Source organism: Streptomyces sp. NPDC050549 (assembly GCF_040655035.1).
Taxonomy (GTDB): domain Bacteria; phylum Actinomycetota; class Actinomycetes; order Streptomycetales; family Streptomycetaceae; genus Streptomyces.
Window position 1 is genome coordinate 1 of the sequence record NZ_JBFAJD010000069.1, and the last position, 16,729, is coordinate 16,729.

11 protein-coding genes and 2 pseudogenes are annotated in these 16,729 nt (G+C 68.3%); 7 read left to right on the forward strand and 6 right to left on the reverse strand.

Going from position 1 to position 16,729, the window contains the following annotated elements:
* Positions 1 to 103 precede the first annotated feature (103 nt).
* Positions 104 to 1,144: an NAD(P)-dependent alcohol dehydrogenase gene (locus tag AB0I51_RS45905; protein WP_362985064.1), complete on the reverse strand. Its 1,041-nt coding sequence runs from the start codon at positions 1,142 to 1,144 to the stop codon at positions 104 to 106.
* Between the two features lie 171 nt (positions 1,145 to 1,315).
* Between AB0I51_RS45905 and AB0I51_RS45910 the strand changes: the two genes are divergently transcribed.
* Entirely contained in the window at positions 1,316 to 2,248 is a 933-nt protein-coding gene (locus AB0I51_RS45910) for a helix-turn-helix transcriptional regulator (protein ID WP_362985108.1), read from the forward strand.
* Here the strand turns inward: AB0I51_RS45910 and AB0I51_RS45915 are convergent.
* From AB0I51_RS45915 to AB0I51_RS45935, 5 genes are all read right to left on the reverse strand, one after another.
* Positions 2,238 to 2,750: a hypothetical protein gene (locus AB0I51_RS45915; protein ID WP_362985066.1), complete on the reverse strand. Its 513-nt coding sequence runs from the start codon at positions 2,748 to 2,750 to the stop codon at positions 2,238 to 2,240. The two genes, AB0I51_RS45910 and AB0I51_RS45915, sit on opposite strands and share 11 nt — an antisense overlap.
* Positions 2,751 to 2,783: 33 nt before the next feature.
* Positions 2,784 to 3,554, reverse strand: a complete 771-nt coding sequence (locus AB0I51_RS45920) for an antibiotic biosynthesis monooxygenase (protein ID WP_362985068.1) — start codon at positions 3,552 to 3,554, stop codon at positions 2,784 to 2,786.
* A 221-nt stretch (positions 3,555 to 3,775) separates the two neighbouring features.
* Positions 3,776 to 7,120 carry a S8 family serine peptidase gene (locus AB0I51_RS45925; protein ID WP_362985070.1) on the reverse strand — a complete coding sequence of 1,115 codons (3,345 nt, stop codon included), beginning with the start codon at positions 7,118 to 7,120 and terminating at the stop codon, positions 3,776 to 3,778.
* 277 nt (positions 7,121 to 7,397) lie between these two features.
* Positions 7,398 to 8,084, reverse strand: a complete 687-nt coding sequence (locus AB0I51_RS45930) for an ABC transporter ATP-binding protein (RefSeq protein WP_362985072.1) — start codon at positions 8,082 to 8,084, stop codon at positions 7,398 to 7,400.
* A gap of 89 nt (positions 8,085 to 8,173) precedes the next feature.
* Positions 8,174 to 9,643: an ABC transporter permease gene (locus AB0I51_RS45935; RefSeq protein ID WP_362985074.1), complete on the reverse strand. Its 1,470-nt coding sequence runs from the start codon at positions 9,641 to 9,643 to the stop codon at positions 8,174 to 8,176.
* Between the two features lie 294 nt (positions 9,644 to 9,937).
* Between AB0I51_RS45935 and AB0I51_RS45940 the strand changes: the two genes are divergently transcribed.
* The 6 genes and pseudogenes from AB0I51_RS45940 to AB0I51_RS45965 all read left to right on the forward strand — a co-directional run.
* Positions 9,938 to 10,390, forward strand: coding sequence for a hypothetical protein (locus AB0I51_RS45940; RefSeq protein ID WP_362985109.1), 453 nt, complete (start codon positions 9,938 to 9,940; stop codon positions 10,388 to 10,390).
* A complete protein-coding gene (locus AB0I51_RS45945) occupies positions 10,387 to 11,052 on the forward strand; it encodes a hypothetical protein (protein WP_362985076.1) in 666 nt (221 codons plus the stop codon). The genes AB0I51_RS45940 and AB0I51_RS45945 overlap by 4 nt, the downstream gene beginning before the upstream one ends.
* Positions 11,052 to 12,788: a putative T7SS-secreted protein gene (locus AB0I51_RS45950; protein ID WP_362985078.1), complete on the forward strand. Its 1,737-nt coding sequence runs from the start codon at positions 11,052 to 11,054 to the stop codon at positions 12,786 to 12,788. Before AB0I51_RS45945 ends, AB0I51_RS45950 begins: the two co-directional genes overlap by 1 nt.
* Before the next feature lie 17 nt (positions 12,789 to 12,805).
* Positions 12,806 to 13,960 (forward strand): annotated as a pseudogene (locus AB0I51_RS45955) (type IV secretion protein Rhs); the annotation flags it as partial.
* Positions 13,961 to 14,036: 76 nt separating this feature from the next.
* The gene (locus AB0I51_RS45960) at positions 14,037 to 15,758 is read left to right on the forward strand and encodes an RHS repeat-associated core domain-containing protein (protein WP_362985080.1); all 1,722 of its coding nucleotides are present in this window, start codon (positions 14,037 to 14,039) and stop codon (positions 15,756 to 15,758) included.
* Between the two features lie 446 nt (positions 15,759 to 16,204).
* Positions 16,205 to 16,441: pseudogene (locus AB0I51_RS45965) on the forward strand (hypothetical protein); the annotation flags it as partial.
* Between the last annotated feature and the right edge of the window lie 288 nt (positions 16,442 to 16,729).

Below are 16,729 nucleotides of genomic sequence, written 5' to 3' on the forward strand. Positions count from 1 at the left end.
TCGGCCGCAGCGCCGTCGTGGCTGGTCGCGCAGTTCCCCGCGCCCCTTTGGGGCGCTGCCGAACCGCAGTCGACTTCACCAGGTCCGCTTAGAAGCGACGCAGTCAGATCGTGGCGGTGTCGATCACGAAGCGGTAGCGGACGTCACTCGACAGCACCCGTTCGTACGCCTCGTTGATCTGGTCCGCGGAGATCAGCTCGATCTCGGCGCCGAAACCGTGCTCCGCGCAGAAGTCCAGCATCTCCTGGGTCTCCCGGATGCCGCCGATGCCGGAACCGGCTAGGGTCTTGCGGCCGCCGATCACGGAGAACAGGTTGAGGGAGACGGGCTCCTCGGGGGCGCCCACGTTGACCAGCGCGCCGTCCGTCTTCAGCAGCGAGAGGTACGCGCCGAGGTCGAGCGGCGCCGACACGGTGGAGATGATCAGGTCGAGGCTGCCGCGCAGTTCCTCGAAGGTCTTGGGGTCGCTGGTCGCGTAGTAGTGGTCGGCGCCGAGCTTGAGGCCGTCCTCCTTCTTGCTCAGGGTCTGCGAGAGGACGGTGACGTCCGCGCCGAGCGCGTGCGCGATCTTGACGCCCATGTGGCCGAGGCCGCCCATGCCGACGATCGCGACCTTCTTGCCGGGGCCGGCGTTCCAGTGCTTCAGCGGGGAGTAGGTGGTGATGCCGGCGCAGAGCAGCGGGGCGGCCACGTCGAGGGAGATGCCCTCGGGGATACCGACGACGAAGTTCTCGTCGACGACGATCTTCTCGGCGTAGCCGCCGTAGGTGGGCTCGCCGTCCTTGTCGAGCGCGTTGTACGTGCCGACGTTGCCGCCGGTGCAGTACTGCTCCAGGCCGGCCTTGCAGTTGTCGCACTCGCGGCAGGAGTCGACCATGCAGCCGACGCCCACCCGGTCGCCCACCCGGAACTTGGTGACACCCGGGCCGACCTCGGAGACGATGCCGGCGATCTCGTGGCCGGGCACCATCGGGAAGATCGCCTCGCCCCAGCCCTCGCGGGCCTGGTGGATGTCCGAGTGGCAGATACCGGCGAACTTGATGTCGATCAGGACGTCGAACTCGCGGACCGCCCGGCGCTCGATCGTGGTGCGCTCCAGGGGAGCCTTGGAGGCGGGGGCTGCGTAAGCGGCGACTGTGGTCATGCCGGAACACTCCTAAGAGGGGATGTGCGCCCGGCTGCCTTCCGGCCGGACACGCTGAACAGCCTGCCCGAACATCCGGAGGCCACCCAGGCCACGCTTCTGCGTACGTCCGCTGTGCCTACCACCAGCGAGGTCAGGCTCATGGACGTACGACCGGGAATACTGGAGCGCATGGACGAACAGCCCGAATCCGCCGCCGAGCCCCTGGACCCCGGCCGGCCGCTGGACCGGCGTGCCGAGCTCAGCGAGTTCCTGCGCACCCGGCGGGCCCGGCTGAAGCCGGAGGACGTCGGGCTGCCGGACTTCGGGCGGCACCGCAGGGTGCCCGGGCTGCGGCGCGAGGAGCTGGCGCAGCTGGCGGGGGTGTCGGTGGCGTACTACACGCGCCTGGAACAGGGCAACGGCCGGAACGTGTCGGCGGAGGTCCTGGACGCGATCGCCCGCGCCCTGCGCCTCTCGGATGCCGAGTCCTCGCACCTCACCCACCTGGCGAAGCCGAAGCAGCACAAGAAGAAGTCCTCGGCCCCGGCCCAGCATGTGCGGGTGCCGCTGCGGCAACTGCTCGACACGATCGACACGGTTCCGGCGTACATCACGGGCCGCCGGACGGACATCCTGGTGTGGAACCGGATGGCCGCGGCCGTCTTCGGCGACTGGTCCGAGCTGCCGCCGCAGGATCGGAACTGGGCGCGGCTGGTGTTCCTGCGACCCGAGTACCGGGATCTGTTCGTGGAGTGGGAGCAGAAGGCGGCGGACATCGTCAGCATGCTGCGGATGGACGCGGGCTGTCATCCGGACGACCCGCGGCTGTCCGCTCTGGTGGGCGAACTCTCCGTGAAGAGCGAGGAGTTCAGGCGGCTGTGGGCGACCCACGACGTCAAGGAGAAGACCTACGGCGTCAAGCGCCTGCTCCACCCCCTGGTCGGTGACCTCACCCTGCACTTCGAGGGTTTCCAACTGTCGGACGGCACCGAGCAGGCCCTGATCACCTATCATGCGGAGCCCGGCTCCCCGTCCGCCGACGCCCTTCGCCTGCTGGCGAGTTGGGGCACGGACGCGACCCGGGCGGGGGCGTCGGCCGACCGTCCCGGGCTCACTCCGTGACACCGAGGTCGGCACGCATCAGCTGCCGCATCGCGGACAGCCGGGGCACGACCTCCTTCAGGTCGAGCAGGGTCTGCTCAGCGCTCTCGCTGTCCTGGGCCAGCCCCCGATCGAGCCGCTTGACGGCGGCGTCGATGTCCGCGAGAACCTCGTTCACCGCACGCGACGCGTCCAGGACGCGCTCGGGCACGACCATCTGCGCCTCGGCGTAGCGGTCCCGGTATTCGCGGCGCGCCTCTTCCAGCTGGTCGCGTTCCAGTTCCGTGTAGACGCCGTCGCGGATGCGGTGCAGGGCGTCCTTGAGGAGTTCGTGGAACTGGCGCGAGGAACGGTTCATCGCCGTGTACGCGTCCCGGCGCTCCTCGAACAGCCGCCTGCGCTCGGCAACTTGGGCATCCTCGGCGCGCTGCCGAGCCGTGAGGCGCTGACTGAGAACGGGCGCGAAGAGCGTCCCGAGCACACCGACGACGGCGGTGATCATGGCGGTGACGGCGGCGGTCATGGGCTGACCCTATGGTCCCCCGGTACGGCGCGGTCACCCCTGATACGGCGGCATCGATCCCCAGCTCCAGCGCGGCACCGGCTGTTCCGCCGGCGGCTGGGCGTCCGGGCCGGAGAAGTACACGGCCAGCCGCGTGCCCCACTCCACATACGCGACGAACGCCGAGCGGAACTCCGCGTCCGTCGGCAGGCCGGCGTCGTCCGCCGCGTCCTGGACGAGATTGACCCAACGGCGGCGCTGGGGCTCGGTGATGTGCTTGCCGAAGTGTCTGGCGACCATGTGGCCGTGGCCGCCCCTGGTCTCGGAGTAGGCCGCCGGGCCGCCGAAGACCTCGGCCACCCAGAGGGCGACGTGCGCGGCGTGCTCGGGCGCGAGGTCGGCGAAGAGGGGGGCGAGGAGGTCGTCCTTGAGCACCTTGTCGTAGAAGACCTCGGTCAGCCGGGAGAAGGCCTCCGCGCCGCCCGCCCAGTCGTACAGGGTGGGGACGGCGGACCCGTCGCCCCGCACGTCGGTCGGCCGGTAGTGGCGCATCTCCTCGATGTCCTCCACGTACGGGCCGATCTCGGCGAGGAACGGCGGGAACAGGTCCGACCTGCGGAAACCCTCCAGATGTGCCTCGGTGGACGTCCAGGTGATGCGGAGCACGAAGTGCTCGGGGTCCTCCTCGCAGCGGGACAGTTCGTACGCCACGCACTGCGGGGCCGCGGCCAGTTGGCGTGCGGCACGGGTGTAGGCGGCCAGAAACTGCGCCGACCGCTGCTCGGGGATGCGGTACCGGATGTACTCGACGCTCTGGGCTGTCATGGGGTCACAGAAGCACGAAGGGCCCGCCGGAAGCTGCACTTCCGGCGGGCCGTTCGCTGTCGGCCTACTCAGGCCGTCCACTCGGGTACTAAGCGGACCTGGTGAAGTCGACTGCGGTTCGGCAGCGCCCCAAAGGGGCGCGGGGAACTGCGCGACCAGCCACGACGGCGCTGCGGCCGAAAACCGACCTCTAACGCACATCCAGCGAAGCGCTTAGTGGCTCACTTGGCGTAGTACGCGTTGTAGATCGAGATCGTCGACTTGTTGCCCTTCTTGTCGGCGATCTTCGCGTGGAAGGAAATGGCCTTGCCCTTCGCCGGGTTGGTCACCGTGATCCTGCCGTTGACGACGGTGAGCTTCTTCCAGGTCTGGCCGTAGTCGTACGACACCCACACGCCGAGCGACTTGAGGTTGCGGCCGGCTGCCGCGCCCTCGACGGTGACGGGGAAGGTCACCTTCTTGCCGGCCTCGACGCGGCTGTCCGGGCCGGTGACCGCGTGGAAACGGGCCGTGGAGACCGGGAGTTGGGCGACGGTGGAACCGGACGGCTTCTTCGAGGAGAACGTCCAGCTCGCGTCGATCCGGGTGGAGGCGGCGGCCACCTTGACGCTGCGGATGACCGAAGTGGTCAGCTTGTACGAGGCGTTGGCGGCCGGGACCTTGAACGAGGCCTCGCCGAACAGCGGGTCCTTGTTGGAACCGACCTTGCTGCCGTTGCGGTAGAGGGTCGTGTTGACCGAGGTGAACGTCGACGAGCCCGGGTTGCCCTGGGAGTCGGCGAACAGCGGCACCAGCCCGGAGATCTCGTTGCCGCTGCGGAACACGCCGTAGTCGGCGGTGAGATGGGGGCCGAAGACCGCCGTGTTGAAGGTCTTGGAGTAGGTCCGGCCGGCCTTGAAGGTCTGCAGGTCGTTCAGGGTGTAGTAGGCCTCCGGGATCGGGAAGCCGTCCGCGTCGAGCCCGCCGTCCTGCTCGAACTCCAGCCCCCACTGCGCCCCGTTGATGGTGGAGACGTACAGAGTGCGGGTGCCGGGCAGCTTCTGCTGGACGCCGGTGGCGGAGCCGCCGATGCCGTCGGGCAGAAAGCCGAACGCGGAGACCACACCCGTCTTGCCGCTCGCCGCGGCACCCATGTGGGCCTTCACCGTGGCGAGTTCGGTCGCCTTGTAGTGCTTGGTGTAGCCGGTGGCGAGCTGCTTGACCTTGGCCGCGGTCGTGGTGTCGTACTGCTCGTCGGTGCCCTTGACGAAGTGTGCGTCCCACTGCTCCGTCAGCGAACCGTCGGTGATCTGCGGACCGAGGTGCGCGGTACGGAAATTGTCGTACGTCTCCAGGAGCCAGCCGAAGGAGGCGCCCCCGTCGTCCGTCTCGACCAGGTAGCCCGGTGACGCGAAGACCGACTTGACGCCGGTGCCGGGCACCGTGATGTCGACCGGCTTCGTCGTGCGGGCGTCGACGGTCACCGTGGTGTCCTTGCTGATGTCCAGCTTGGGCCGGGCGAGCCAGTCGGCACCCTTGGTGGCGTCCTCCGGGTCCACGAAGATCCCGGTGTCGAGGACGTAACCGCCCTTGGGGACACGGACCTTGACGGTGCCCGAGGCGTCGTAAGGGCTGAAGAACTCGCCGTTGCCGAGGCCGGAGACACCTGCCACCGAGGCGTCGTAGTAGGTGGCCGGGGTGCCGTCACGGTTGACGAACTTCAGTGTCAGGTCGTACGACTGCACCTCGCGCACCACGGCCGCGGCCGTACGGACGCTCTGCCCGCCGCCCGTGGCCGTCACATACGCGGAGTAGGCGCCGTCGAGCGTGCCGCCGAGCTTGGTGTTGACGGTCAGGCCCACCGAGGCCTTGCCGCCGGCCGGAACGGTCACCTTCGTGGTGCCCAGCTTGAAGAAGCCCGAAGGGGCCGTGTGGCCCTTGGGGTCGGTGGCCGCCACCGCGAGGCCGAGGGTGACGTCCTTGGTGCCGAGGTTGCGGTAGGTGACCTGCTTGGTGACCGGGGTGTCGTCCGTGTGCGGCCACTGCTGGACGCCGAAGCTCTCGGAGACCGGGTCGGCGATCACGTTCTGCTTGATGGCCCTGTCGACGGCGATACGGCCCGAACCCTGCTGGAACGGCGTGTAGTTGCCGCCCTTCGCGGACCCGGTCAGCGCGCCCTTCAACTCGGCGTAGCCCCACGTGGGGTGCTCCTGCTTGAGGAGGGCGGCGGCGCCCGCGACGTGCGGGGTCGCCATCGACGTACCCGAAATGGTCAGGTAGCCGGGCGGGTTCTCGCCGACCTCCTGGTCGATGAGGCTGCCGGGCGCGGCGGCTGCCGTGATGTCGACGCCGGGCGCGGTGACGTCCGGCTTGATGGCGCCGTCGCCGAGGCGCGGGCCGGTGGAGGAGAAGTCGGCGAGCTTGTCGTTGCCGTCGACGGCTCCGACGGTGATGGCCGCGTCCGCGCTGCCGGGCGAACCGATCGACTCCGGGCCCTCGTTGCCGGCCGCGATGGCGAAGAGGATGCCCTTCTCGGCGGAGAGCTTGTTGACCTCCGCCTCCAACGGGTCGATGCCCGGGGTGTCCTGGCCGCCGAGGCTCAGGTTGACGATGTCGGCGCCCTGCTGGGCCGCCCACTCCATGCCGGCGAGGATGCCGGAGTCGTCACCGGAGCCGCTGTCGTCGAGGACCTTGCCGCTGAGGATCTTCGCGCCGGGCGCGACACCCTTGTACTTGCCGTGCGACTTCGCGCCGGTACCCGCCGCGATGGACGCGACATGCGTGCCGTGCCCGACGCGGTCCTTCGTGTCGGTGGAGGTCGAGAAGTTCTTGGCCTCGACGACCTGCGTCTTCAGGTCCGGGTGGTCGGCATCGACTCCGGTGTCCAGTACGGCGATCTTGACGCCCTTGCCGGTGTAGCCGGCGGCCCACGCCTTGGGGGCGCCGATCTGCGGCACGGACTTGTCGAGGCTGGCCTTTCGGACACCGTCGAGCCAGACGTGCGCGATCCCGGAGGCCGTGCGGTCGCCGTTGGTGACGGCGTCCCACAGTTCGGGGGCGTCCTGCTGCGGGGTCTGGACGGCGTCGGCGTTCAGGGTCTTCAGGGACCGGCGCAGCGTGCCCGTGTCGCGGACGTCGGCCCGGGTGGCGGTCGCGGCGCCCTGGTAGCCGACGATGACCTTCAGGCCGGTCTTCTGGGAGGCGCGCTCGGCGGACTTGTCGAGTTCGGTGATGTCGAAGAGCCGCTGGTCGAGCTTGCCGCTCGCGACCAGGCGGGCGGCGTCGGCGGGTATGACGAGCGTGTGCCCGGCGATCTTCCGCACCTGAACCGGTATGTGCTGACGGCCCTTTGCGGGCTCCAGGCCCACGACCCGGCCCTTGGCGTCGACGGTGACGCGGTCGCCGGTGATCAGGGTCAGATGATGTTCGCCGGCCAGCCGGACCCGCTCTGCACCGGCCGTACGCAGCACGGAGCCGGTCGTACTCGGCGCGCCCTGTTCGGACTTCGCCGACGCCGGGCTGGTCATGCCTGCGGCGAGGGCGACGGCGGCGGCCGTGGCGACACCGGCCGCGCATGCTCTCTTCACTTGTCTGCGCAAAACTCCCCCTGGAGCTCAGGTACCGGGCGAATTTCCCCACTCGCCCGGCCGGGGGACAATTCGCACACCTGCGCGTACACCCCCCGGAACACGCAGTATGCCGAGGGGTGATCAACCGCTCAAGAGATGAGAGGAGGGTAAGGGAGTGCGGCCGGAGAATGTTACGAGCCCGCGTGAACTCCGTTACCCAGTCGCCGGGTTCAGCCCGCGAGAACTCCGCTAAGGAGTCTCCTGTCCCACCGAACTCCCTTGCACAGCACAGGAGTTACTTGGACCCCGCGTTCTCCTTCACCGTGATCTTGCCCTTGCGGATGGTGGCGAGACGCGGCGCCTTCTTCGCGATGGCGGAGTCGTGGGTGACCATGATGAAGGTCAGCCCGTGCTCCTTCCACATGCGCTCCAGTACGTCCATGATCTCGTCGCGCATCGACTCGTCGAGGTTGCCGGTCGGCTCGTCGGCCAGCAGCACCTTGGGCTGCTTGACGAGCGCGCGGGCGATGGCGACACGCTGCTGCTGGCCGCCGGACATCTCGCCGGGCAGGTGCCCGAGCCGCTCGCCGAGCCCGACCGACACCAGCGCGTCGGCGGCCCGCCGGCGCCGCTCCTTCGCCTTCACGCCCAGCGGTACGAGGGCGGTCTCGACGTTCTCCTGCGCGGTGAGCGTCGGGATCAGGTTGAAGGACTGGAACACGAATCCGATGTTCTCGCTGCGCACCTTGGTGAGCTTGGCCTCGGACAGCTTCGCCAAGTCGACGCCGTCCAGGACGATTTCGCCGGCGCTGGGCCGGTCGAGGGCGCCGATCATCTGCAGCAGCGTCGACTTGCCGCCGCCGGTGGGGCCTTGGATGACGAGGCGGTCGCCGTCGCCGATGGTCAGGTCGATGCCGTCGAGGGCGTGGACGACTTCCTTGCCCCGCGAATAGAGCTTCGTGACGCCTCTGAGTTCGTACATCGTGCAACTCCTGGAGAAGTAAAGGGGGTTGGGGCCCGTCCGGTGCGACGGGCCCCAGTGCCGGGCGGTGACTGCCGTACCGGTGCGGGCTACTCGACGCGGCGCAGGGCGTCCGCCGGGCGCAGCCGGGAGGCGCGCCAGCCGCCGAAGGCGCCGGCGATCAGGCCGCCGGCGACGGCGAGGCCGACCGCGAGGGCGATGGTGGTGGCGTTGACGGGCGCGGTGAGCGCGACATCGAGCGTCTTGGCCGCGGCCTGCCGGCCGGGACCGCCGAAGCCGCCGCCACCGCCGGGGCCGCCCGCCCGGGCGCCGCCGCCGGCCGAGTTGCCGAGGGAGGCCGACAGGGTCGGGCTGATCGCGGTCACGACGTACGCGCCCGCCAGGCCGAGCGCGATACCGAGGACGCCACCGACCAGACCGTTGACGACGGCCTCGCCGACCACCTGCCGGGTCACCCGGCCCGACTTCCAGCCGAGCGCCTTCAGCGTGCCGAACTCGCGCACCCGGCGGGAGACCGCGGAGGAGGTGAGCAGACCGGCGACCAGGAACGCGGCGATCAGGACCGCGATCGACAGCCACTTGCCGACGCTGGTGGCGAGGGAGGACGCGGTGGACAGGGACCCGGAGACGGTGTCCGCCAGGTCGGCGGAGGTGGTGACCGTCGTACCCGAGACATTGCTCGTGATGGTCTTCTTGACGGCCGAGATCTGCTTGGAGTCGGTCGCCTTGACGTAGATCGTGGTGACCTTGTTCTTGTCACCGCTCAGGGTCTGCGCCTGCGTCAGCGGGATGTACAGGTTGGCCGCGGCGTCACCGCTGGTCGCGGTCGCGATGCCGATGACCTTGTACTTGACGCTCTTGATCGTGACCGTGGACCCGACCTTGAGCTTCTTCTCCTTGGCGTACGCCGAGTCGGCGACGACGACCTTCGCGTTGCTCTCGGAGGTGGTGAAGGTCCGGCCGCTGGTGATCTTCGAGGAGGTCAGCGGGCCGAGCGCGGGCTTGGTGACGTCCGTGCCGTACACCGTGTACGCGTTGATGTTGAAGTTGGCGCCGCCACCGGTGACTTCGCCCTGCGGCGCGCCGGTGCCACCGCCGCGGTTGCCGCCACCTCCGGTACCGCTCCCCTGGTTCTGCTGGAACTGGCCGCGGGTGAACTGGCCGTCCACCTTGACAACGTTGAGGCTGAGCCCGCCGACGGCGTCGGACACCCCCTTCTGCCCCGCGACCTTGGTGACGGTGGTGGAGGCCAGCGTCGTGAAGCCCTGGACCATGACGCGGTCACTGCTCTGCGTCTTGCTGTCGTCGTTGTTGTTGGCGTCGAACTGGAACCGCGGCTGCTGCGAACTGCTCGCGCTGGCCGTGGCCGCCTTGGTGACGGTCATGTCCGTGCCGAGTCCGTACAGCGACTGGAGGACCTTGTCCTGCGCCTTCCCCATGCCGGAGGACACGGAGTTGACCACGATGACCAGCGCAATGCCCAGTGCGAGGCCGGAGGCGACGACGAGGGCCGCTTTTCTGCGGCGGCGCAACTCGCGCCTCAGGTAGGTGAAGAACATGGCCCGCAAGCTAGGTACAGCGCGTGATGATGCCATAAGGCCGACATAAGAGAACGATGAGAAGGCTGTCCGTGGGCAAGGAATGAGCCCGCGCGAGGCTGTCAACAGGGCTGCGCAATATGCCGTTCTACGGCCTTTGCGGCGCAGGGCGGGACCCGTCGCGGGTATCCGCGTTGCCGTACGCGATGTGCTGGTGTGGTGATTTCGCCCATGTCTGATCGCGGGGGAAGCGACACGGAAACGGGCGGCGGGGCCGGAGGCATACGACGGTCCCGGCTGTTGGATTACGCGGAGATGATCGAGGCGTCGGCACCCGCTGCTCCAATCATCGAACCCGAGCCCCTGAACAGCGACGTCGTCGCGCGGGGGCGGCACGAATTCGCGGTGCTGCTGGGCGAGTTCCGTCGTACGGCGGTACTGGTTCCCACGGACGCGGACGACTCCCCCTTGACCGGCGATTTCGGCGGTATCCGGTGGATCTACGCGTTTTCGAACGAGTCGGCGCTGGCCCGGTTCGCGATCGCGAGGGGCGAAGGCGGCCGGGAGTGGCCGTATCAGCGGCTGCTGGGAGCGAGGTTGCTGGACGCGGCGGTGCCCGCTGTGGGTGTGCCGTGCGGAGTGGCGCTGGATGTGGGCACCGAGGGCGAGGGTGTGCTGTTTCCGCCGGTGGTGGGGATCGTGCCGGAGGCGGCGGCCGTGGACGCGGAGGCGGCGGGGACGAGCGGGGACGGGGAGACGCGGGCATGAGCGGGAGCAGCGGCGAGGACATCAAGGCGGCCGGACTCGACGAGATCGCCCAGGGGATCACGCTGGCGCTGGGCGAGTTGAAGGCTCTGGGCGTCGACAGCCTGGCCGGGGCGGGCCGCGGCTTCGCCGAACTCGGCTTGTCCGGACTGGAGTTGGGCCACGAGAGTCTGCTGTCGGACTTCACGTCGTTCTGCGAACGCTGGGAGTGGGGCGTGCGCGCGCTGGTGATCGAGGGCAACAACTTCGCGACGGGCGTAGGACTTTCAGCCGGCACTCTCTACGAGACGGACCAGTACGTCGAGGGCGCGATGAAGATCGCCGTGAACGCGGGCATCGGCAACCCGTACGCGTCGGAGGACGAGGTCGCGCAGCAGGGCTGGGGCGACCTGCTGCGCAACAACGAGTACACGGGCGGTGTGGACTACAGCACCGAGTCGGCGGCCAAGGCGATGGACAACACCGAGCAGGCCTACAAGGACGCGGCGCGGGATGTGATGACCTCGCACACGATCGGCCCAATGGGCCTCAACCAGGCGAACGTGGCGGCGGCGGCCGGGCTGAGCGGAGACGAGTACAACGACATCCTCGACGGCCCGTTGGGCCCGTCACGGGAGGAGCGGGCGAAGACGGCTGAGCAGCAACAGGGCGGGGACGCGGGCTGATGGGGTTCGACGATCTGGTCAACTCCGGGCTGGGCAAGGTCGGCGATGTGGTCGACGCGGGCAAGAAGTTGGTCGGCGAGGGTGTCGACAAGGGCACCGATCTCATCGGGGAGGGCCTGGACCAGGTCGGCGCCCACCGTTACGCCGTCGTGGTGGAGAACGCCGGTGACCGGATCGCCTCGAAGCTCGGTGCCACGCCGGGCGAGAAGCAACTCGGCGACACCGACCTGGCGTCGGACCTGGTCCACGGCGACCCGAAGGCGATCAGGGCGGCGGCCAAGCACCTGGCCGACTTCTACACCGCGTTCGACAAGGTCGGCGACGGCATGCGGAAGCTGAACTCGCGGTCCTGGCAGGGGGAGGCGGCGAATGCCTTCCGCGAGAAGTTCGCGGTGCACCCCACGAAGTGGCTCCAGGCGGCCGACGCCTGCGACGAGGCGGGCAAAGCGCTGTCGTCGTACGCGGACACGGTGGAGTGGGCGCAGGGCCGGGCACGGGACGCGATCGACCTGTACGGGCCTGGGAAGAGGGCGTCGGACGCGTACAAGGCGGAGTTGAAGAAGGACGCGTCCACGGCCGAAGGCAAGAAGAAGCCGGAACCGTCGACGGACCCCGGCGCGGCCGCCATGACCCGCGCCCACGAGATCCTGACCGAGGCCCGCCGCCAACGCGACGAGGCGGCCCGTACGGCATCCGGCGCGGTCCGCAAGGCGCTGGCCCACGCCCCCGCCGAACCGCCCCCGCTGGACCAGTTGAAGGCGGACGCGGTCGACGGCGTCCTGGCCGCCAACACGGAGATCCTGCACTTCGGCGGCGGCGTGGTGAAGGGCACGGCAGGCATCCTGGACTTCGCCCGCGGCCTCAACCCCACGGACCCGTACAACATCACCCACCCGGCCGCGTACTTCCAGAACGTCAACATGACCCTGGCGGGCCTGGTCTCGACGGCCGCGCACCCCGAGCGGGCCGCGAAGACGATGCTGGACGACTTCATGAAGGACCCGGCGGAGGGGTTGGGGCGGCTGGTCCCGAACCTGTTCGGGGACGGGGCGGGGTTGGAGGCGGGGCTGGCACGGCTCGCGGCCAAGGAGGGACTGGAGGGAGCTGCGCAGTCGGGCATCCGCCGAACGGTGGAGGAAACGGCCGAGAAGGCGGCGAAGCCGGCGGAGAGCGCGGTCTCGGACGGCCCGGCGAAGGTGACCCGCGAGGAGAAGGCCGTTGAGAGCGTCGGCTCCGACCCGATCGACTTCGCGACCGGCAAGATGTACCTCCCGCAGACGGACGTCACCCTCCCCGGTGCGCTGCCCCTGATCCTCAAGCGACGGGTGGAGTCCGGCTACCGCCTGGGCCGTTGGTTCGGCCCGTCCTGGTCCTCCACCCTCGATCAGCACCTGGAGATCGGCTCCTCGGGTGTCGTCTTCGTCACCGAGGACGGCCTGCTCCTGCCCTACCCGCACCCGGCCCCCGGCCTGCCCACACTCCCCACCCACGGCCCGCGCTGGCCCCTGGCCCGCGAGGACGGCGGCTACACGGTCACCGACCCCCGATCGCGCCGGGTGTGGCACTTCGCCGACCGCACCGAAAGCCTGGCGGTCCTGGAACAGATCGACGACCGCAACGGCAACTGGATCACCTTCGAGTACGACGCCGACGGAACCCCGCTCGCCGTCGTCTCCATGGCGGCCACGAAGTCCGAGTCACGACGGAGGAAGGCCGCATCACGGCCCTTCAACTAGCTTCCACCGGAACCGAGATGAAACGGTACGGCTATACCGACGGCAACCTGACCGCCGTCGTCAACTCCTCCGGTCTCCCCCTGCGCTTCACCTACGACGACGCGGGCCGCGTCACCTCCTGGACGGACACCAACGACCGCAGCTACATCTACCGGTACGACGATGAGGACCGCTGCACGGCCGAGGGCGGCTCGGCAGGCCACATGAGCCTGCGCGTCACCTACGACGACACGGACCCGGAGACAGGCCAGCGGGTCACGACCACGACCACCGCCGCGGGCAACGTCCGGCGCTTCCTCGTCAACGACGCGTACCAGGTCGTAGCGGTGATCGACCCGCTCGGCGCGATCACCCGATACCGACGCGACCGCTACAACCGCCTCCTCTCCGAGACGGACCCACTCGGCCGCACCACTTCGTTCCGCTACGACGAGCAGGGCAACCTGCTCGCCGTGACCCGCCCCGACGGACGCGAGGCACGAGCCGAGTACGACGAACTCGGCCTGCCGGTAAGGCTGGTGAACCCGGACGGCACGACCGTGCGCCAGTCGTACGACGACCGCGGCAACCGCACATCGGTGACGGACTCCCAGGGCCACACCACCCACTTCACGTACGACGAGGCGGGCCACCTCACTTCGGTGGCAGACCCCCTCGGCCGGACAACCACGATCCGCTGCGACCGCACCGGCCTCCCGCTGGAGACAACGGACTCGCTCGGCGGAGTCAGTCGCTACGAACGTGACAGCTTCGGCCGACCTGTCACGCTCACGGATGCGCTGGGCGCCACAACCCGCTGGGAGTGGACGGTCGAGGGCCGGCTGTCCCGCCGCACGGCACCGGACGGCACGACAGAGTCCTGGACGTACGACGGCGAGGGCAACTGCACCACCCACACCGACCCGTTGGGCGGGATCTCCCACTTCGAGTACACGCACTTCGACCTGTTGACCTCCCGCACAGGCCCGGACGGAGTGCGCTATGAGTTCGGCCATGACGCGGAGCTCAACCTCACCCAGGTCACCAACCCCCAAGGTCTGAGCTGGAGTTACACCTACGACGCGGCGGGCCGCCTGATCGAGGAGACGGACTTCGACGACCGCACCCTCACCTACACCCACGACGCGACCGGCCACCTGATATCTCGCACGGACACCCTCGGCCAGACGACGGAGTTCGAACGCAACGACCTGGGCCAGGTGATCCGCAAGAACGCAGCCAGGCCAAGTCACCACGTATGCCTACGACATGACGGACGGCCTCGCCCAGGCAACCGGCCCGGACACCACCCTGACGATCCTGCGCGACCGCCACGGCCGGGTCCGCTCGGAGACGGTCGACGGCCGCGAACTGACTTACGTGTACGACGAGTTCGGCCGCCCCACAGCCCGCACGACCCCGTCCGGCGCAACCACGACGTGGACGTACGACGAGTCCGGCCGCCGCACCGGCATGACGGCCTCGGGCCGCTCCATCGACTTCACGTACGACGAGGCGGGCCGCGAACTGGCCCGCCAGGTGGGCGAGATACTCACCCTGGAGCACACTTTCGACACGGTCGGCCGCCTGACCACCCAATCGGTAGTCGGCGCAACGGGCACCTCCCTCCAACACCGCGCCTACAGCTACCGAGCCGACGGCAACCTGACCGCGATCGACGACCAACTCTCCGGCACCCGCAGCTTCGACCTGGACGCGACGGGCCGCGTAACGGCGGTCCACGCGGCGAACTGGACCGAGACGTACGCGTACGACGAGGCCGGCAACCAGTCCCGGGCATCCTGGCCGAAGAGCCACCCGGGCCAGGAAGCAACAGGCACCCGCGAGTACACCGGCACCCGCATCACCCGCGCGGGCAACGTCCGTTACGACCACGACGCACTCGGCCGCATCACCCTGCGCCAGAAAACCCGCCTCTCCCGGAAACCGGACACCTGGCGCTACGAGTGGGACGCGGAGGACCGCCTGACGTCGGTGACGACGCCGGACGGCACGCGGTGGCGCTACACCTACGACGTTCTCGGCCGCCGCGCGGCGAAGCTCCGCCTGGCCGCGGACGGCGAAACGGCCGTAGAGAAGGTGCAGTTCACCTGGGACGGCACCACCCTGTGCGAACAGACCACCACGTCCCCGGACCTGCCCAACCCGGTGATCCTGACGTGGGACCACCAGGGCCTACGCCCCATAGCCCAAACAGAACGCATCACCACTGCGGACGCCCCACAGGACGAGATCGACGCCCGCTTCTTCGCCATCGTCACCGACCTGGTGGGCACCCCCACCGAACTCATCGACGAACAGGGCGACATCGCCTGGCACACCCGCACCACCTTGTGGGGCACGACGGCCTGGGCGGCAAACAGCACTACTTACACGCCACTCCGCTTCCCGGGCCAGTACTTCGACCCCGAAACGGGGCTGCATTACAACTTCTTCCGGCACTACGACCCGGAGACGGCGCGCTATCTCACGCCTGACCCTCTCGGGCTCTTGCCAGCCCCCAACCCAGCCGCCTACGTCCCCAACCCGCACACGCGGTCCGATTCCCTGGGACTTGCGCCGGATTATCCCGGCGGCGAAGATTCTCGAGGCACCTTCGACTTCAGGGAGCCCAACCCGAATTACCCGCCCAACAGCGCGGCCACCGAGGCCATGAGGTCCGCTCCGACTGGCGGAAATATCGACTGTTCAGAAATAGCCGAATATATCCTCAGGAGGACCGAAGGAGACGGGAAGATCATCAACTTCACTGCGCACAACGATCCCGTCATCAACATACCCGAGAATTCAGGTAAGGTAGTCACGGAATATCGCTATCACGATGTCTACACGGATGGGCGATACGTGTACGACCCGGCAATGAGGTCAACTCCCATTCCATACGGGGACTACGAGCGGGCTATTCGACTACTGAACCCCGGCAAGAAACTCCTCGTCCAAGACGGAGGATATTCGGGACCCCTCTGGTAATTCGAGAACGGAATCTGGCATGTCGGCTCGAAGTGTGCAAGCAATGCAAGCACTCAGCAGGTTCGGAGAGCTTTCCTGGTTTGGGCTTCCTTCGGAGTCTCATCCCGTATACGGCTACTTTCAAGTACCGTACATGAAATGGCGTTACACATCTCCCCGGGAAGGAGTTGCGCAGCTCGTAGAACATAGCGTGACCGAGATCCCTACCCAAGTCGAGTGGACACTCGATACGACACGGAGAAATTGGATTCTACTACCCACCAGGATTCTGCGCGAAGCCCGAGGGCTTAACGATCCAGATTTCGCCGAGGTCGTTGACAAAATTAACCTGCACGATCAAGAGTTCTGCCTTAAGGCACTCTCGGACTTCAACCTCATCATCCAGCAGCTGCAGCAGATTGAGGGCTTGAGGGACGAAGGGTCGTGAGAACAAATGCCAAGAGGCCGTGAGCGAGGTCAGCAACCAGTCCACCGGGTACTGCCCGGACACCGGCTCCTGGCCGGCAGTCGCCCGCGCTCTGGACGACGTGGAACTCGTGCGGCCCTCCGGCTTCACCCACGAGGTGGTCTTCCGGCGGTGCCCCGAGTGCCAGGAACACAACATCGTGCGCGAGGACGACTTCGTCTGCGTCTTCTGCGACAGCGACCTGCCCGCAGCCTGGAACGTGGATCCCACCGGGTGACAGCCGGAGGGCCAAGTCGGGCTTGCTGCGGGCGCCGTAGCCGGTATGGTCGTAGACGAGGAACGAGCCCCCGCCACGGCCGGATACCGCGACAGGGGCTAAAGCTCGGCCAGGAGCTTGGTGGGAGGTCCCTAATCCTTCTGGGGATCTCCCGCTACTTGCTGAGCCACCAGAGCCACCACCTCCTCACGTGCTTGGCCCACGATTCCGGCAGCAACCGGGTGAGTCGACACACAGGAGTCAGCCTTGGCTTGGCATGACGTCCCATAGGGTGCGCCTCCCTTTCCA

Coding starts and splice junctions, on each gene's coding strand:
- AB0I51_RS45905 (WP_362985064.1), bottom strand. CDS start 1,144: ATGACCACAGTCGCCGCTTACGCAGCCCCCGCCTCCAAGGCTCCCCTG.
- AB0I51_RS45910 (WP_362985108.1), top strand. CDS start 1,316: ATGGACGAACAGCCCGAATCCGCCGCCGAGCCCCTGGACCCCGGCCGG.
- AB0I51_RS45915 (WP_362985066.1), bottom strand. CDS start 2,750: ATGACCGCCGCCGTCACCGCCATGATCACCGCCGTCGTCGGTGTGCTC.
- AB0I51_RS45920 (WP_362985068.1), bottom strand. CDS start 3,554: ATGACAGCCCAGAGCGTCGAGTACATCCGGTACCGCATCCCCGAGCAG.
- AB0I51_RS45930 (WP_362985072.1), bottom strand. CDS start 8,084: ATGTACGAACTCAGAGGCGTCACGAAGCTCTATTCGCGGGGCAAGGAA.
- AB0I51_RS45935 (WP_362985074.1), bottom strand. CDS start 9,643: ATGTTCTTCACCTACCTGAGGCGCGAGTTGCGCCGCCGCAGAAAAGCG.
- AB0I51_RS45940 (WP_362985109.1), top strand. CDS start 9,938: ATGATCGAGGCGTCGGCACCCGCTGCTCCAATCATCGAACCCGAGCCC.
- AB0I51_RS45945 (WP_362985076.1), top strand. CDS start 10,387: ATGAGCGGGAGCAGCGGCGAGGACATCAAGGCGGCCGGACTCGACGAG.
- AB0I51_RS45950 (WP_362985078.1), top strand. CDS start 11,052: ATGGGGTTCGACGATCTGGTCAACTCCGGGCTGGGCAAGGTCGGCGAT.
- AB0I51_RS45960 (WP_362985080.1), top strand. CDS start 14,037: ATGACGGACGGCCTCGCCCAGGCAACCGGCCCGGACACCACCCTGACG.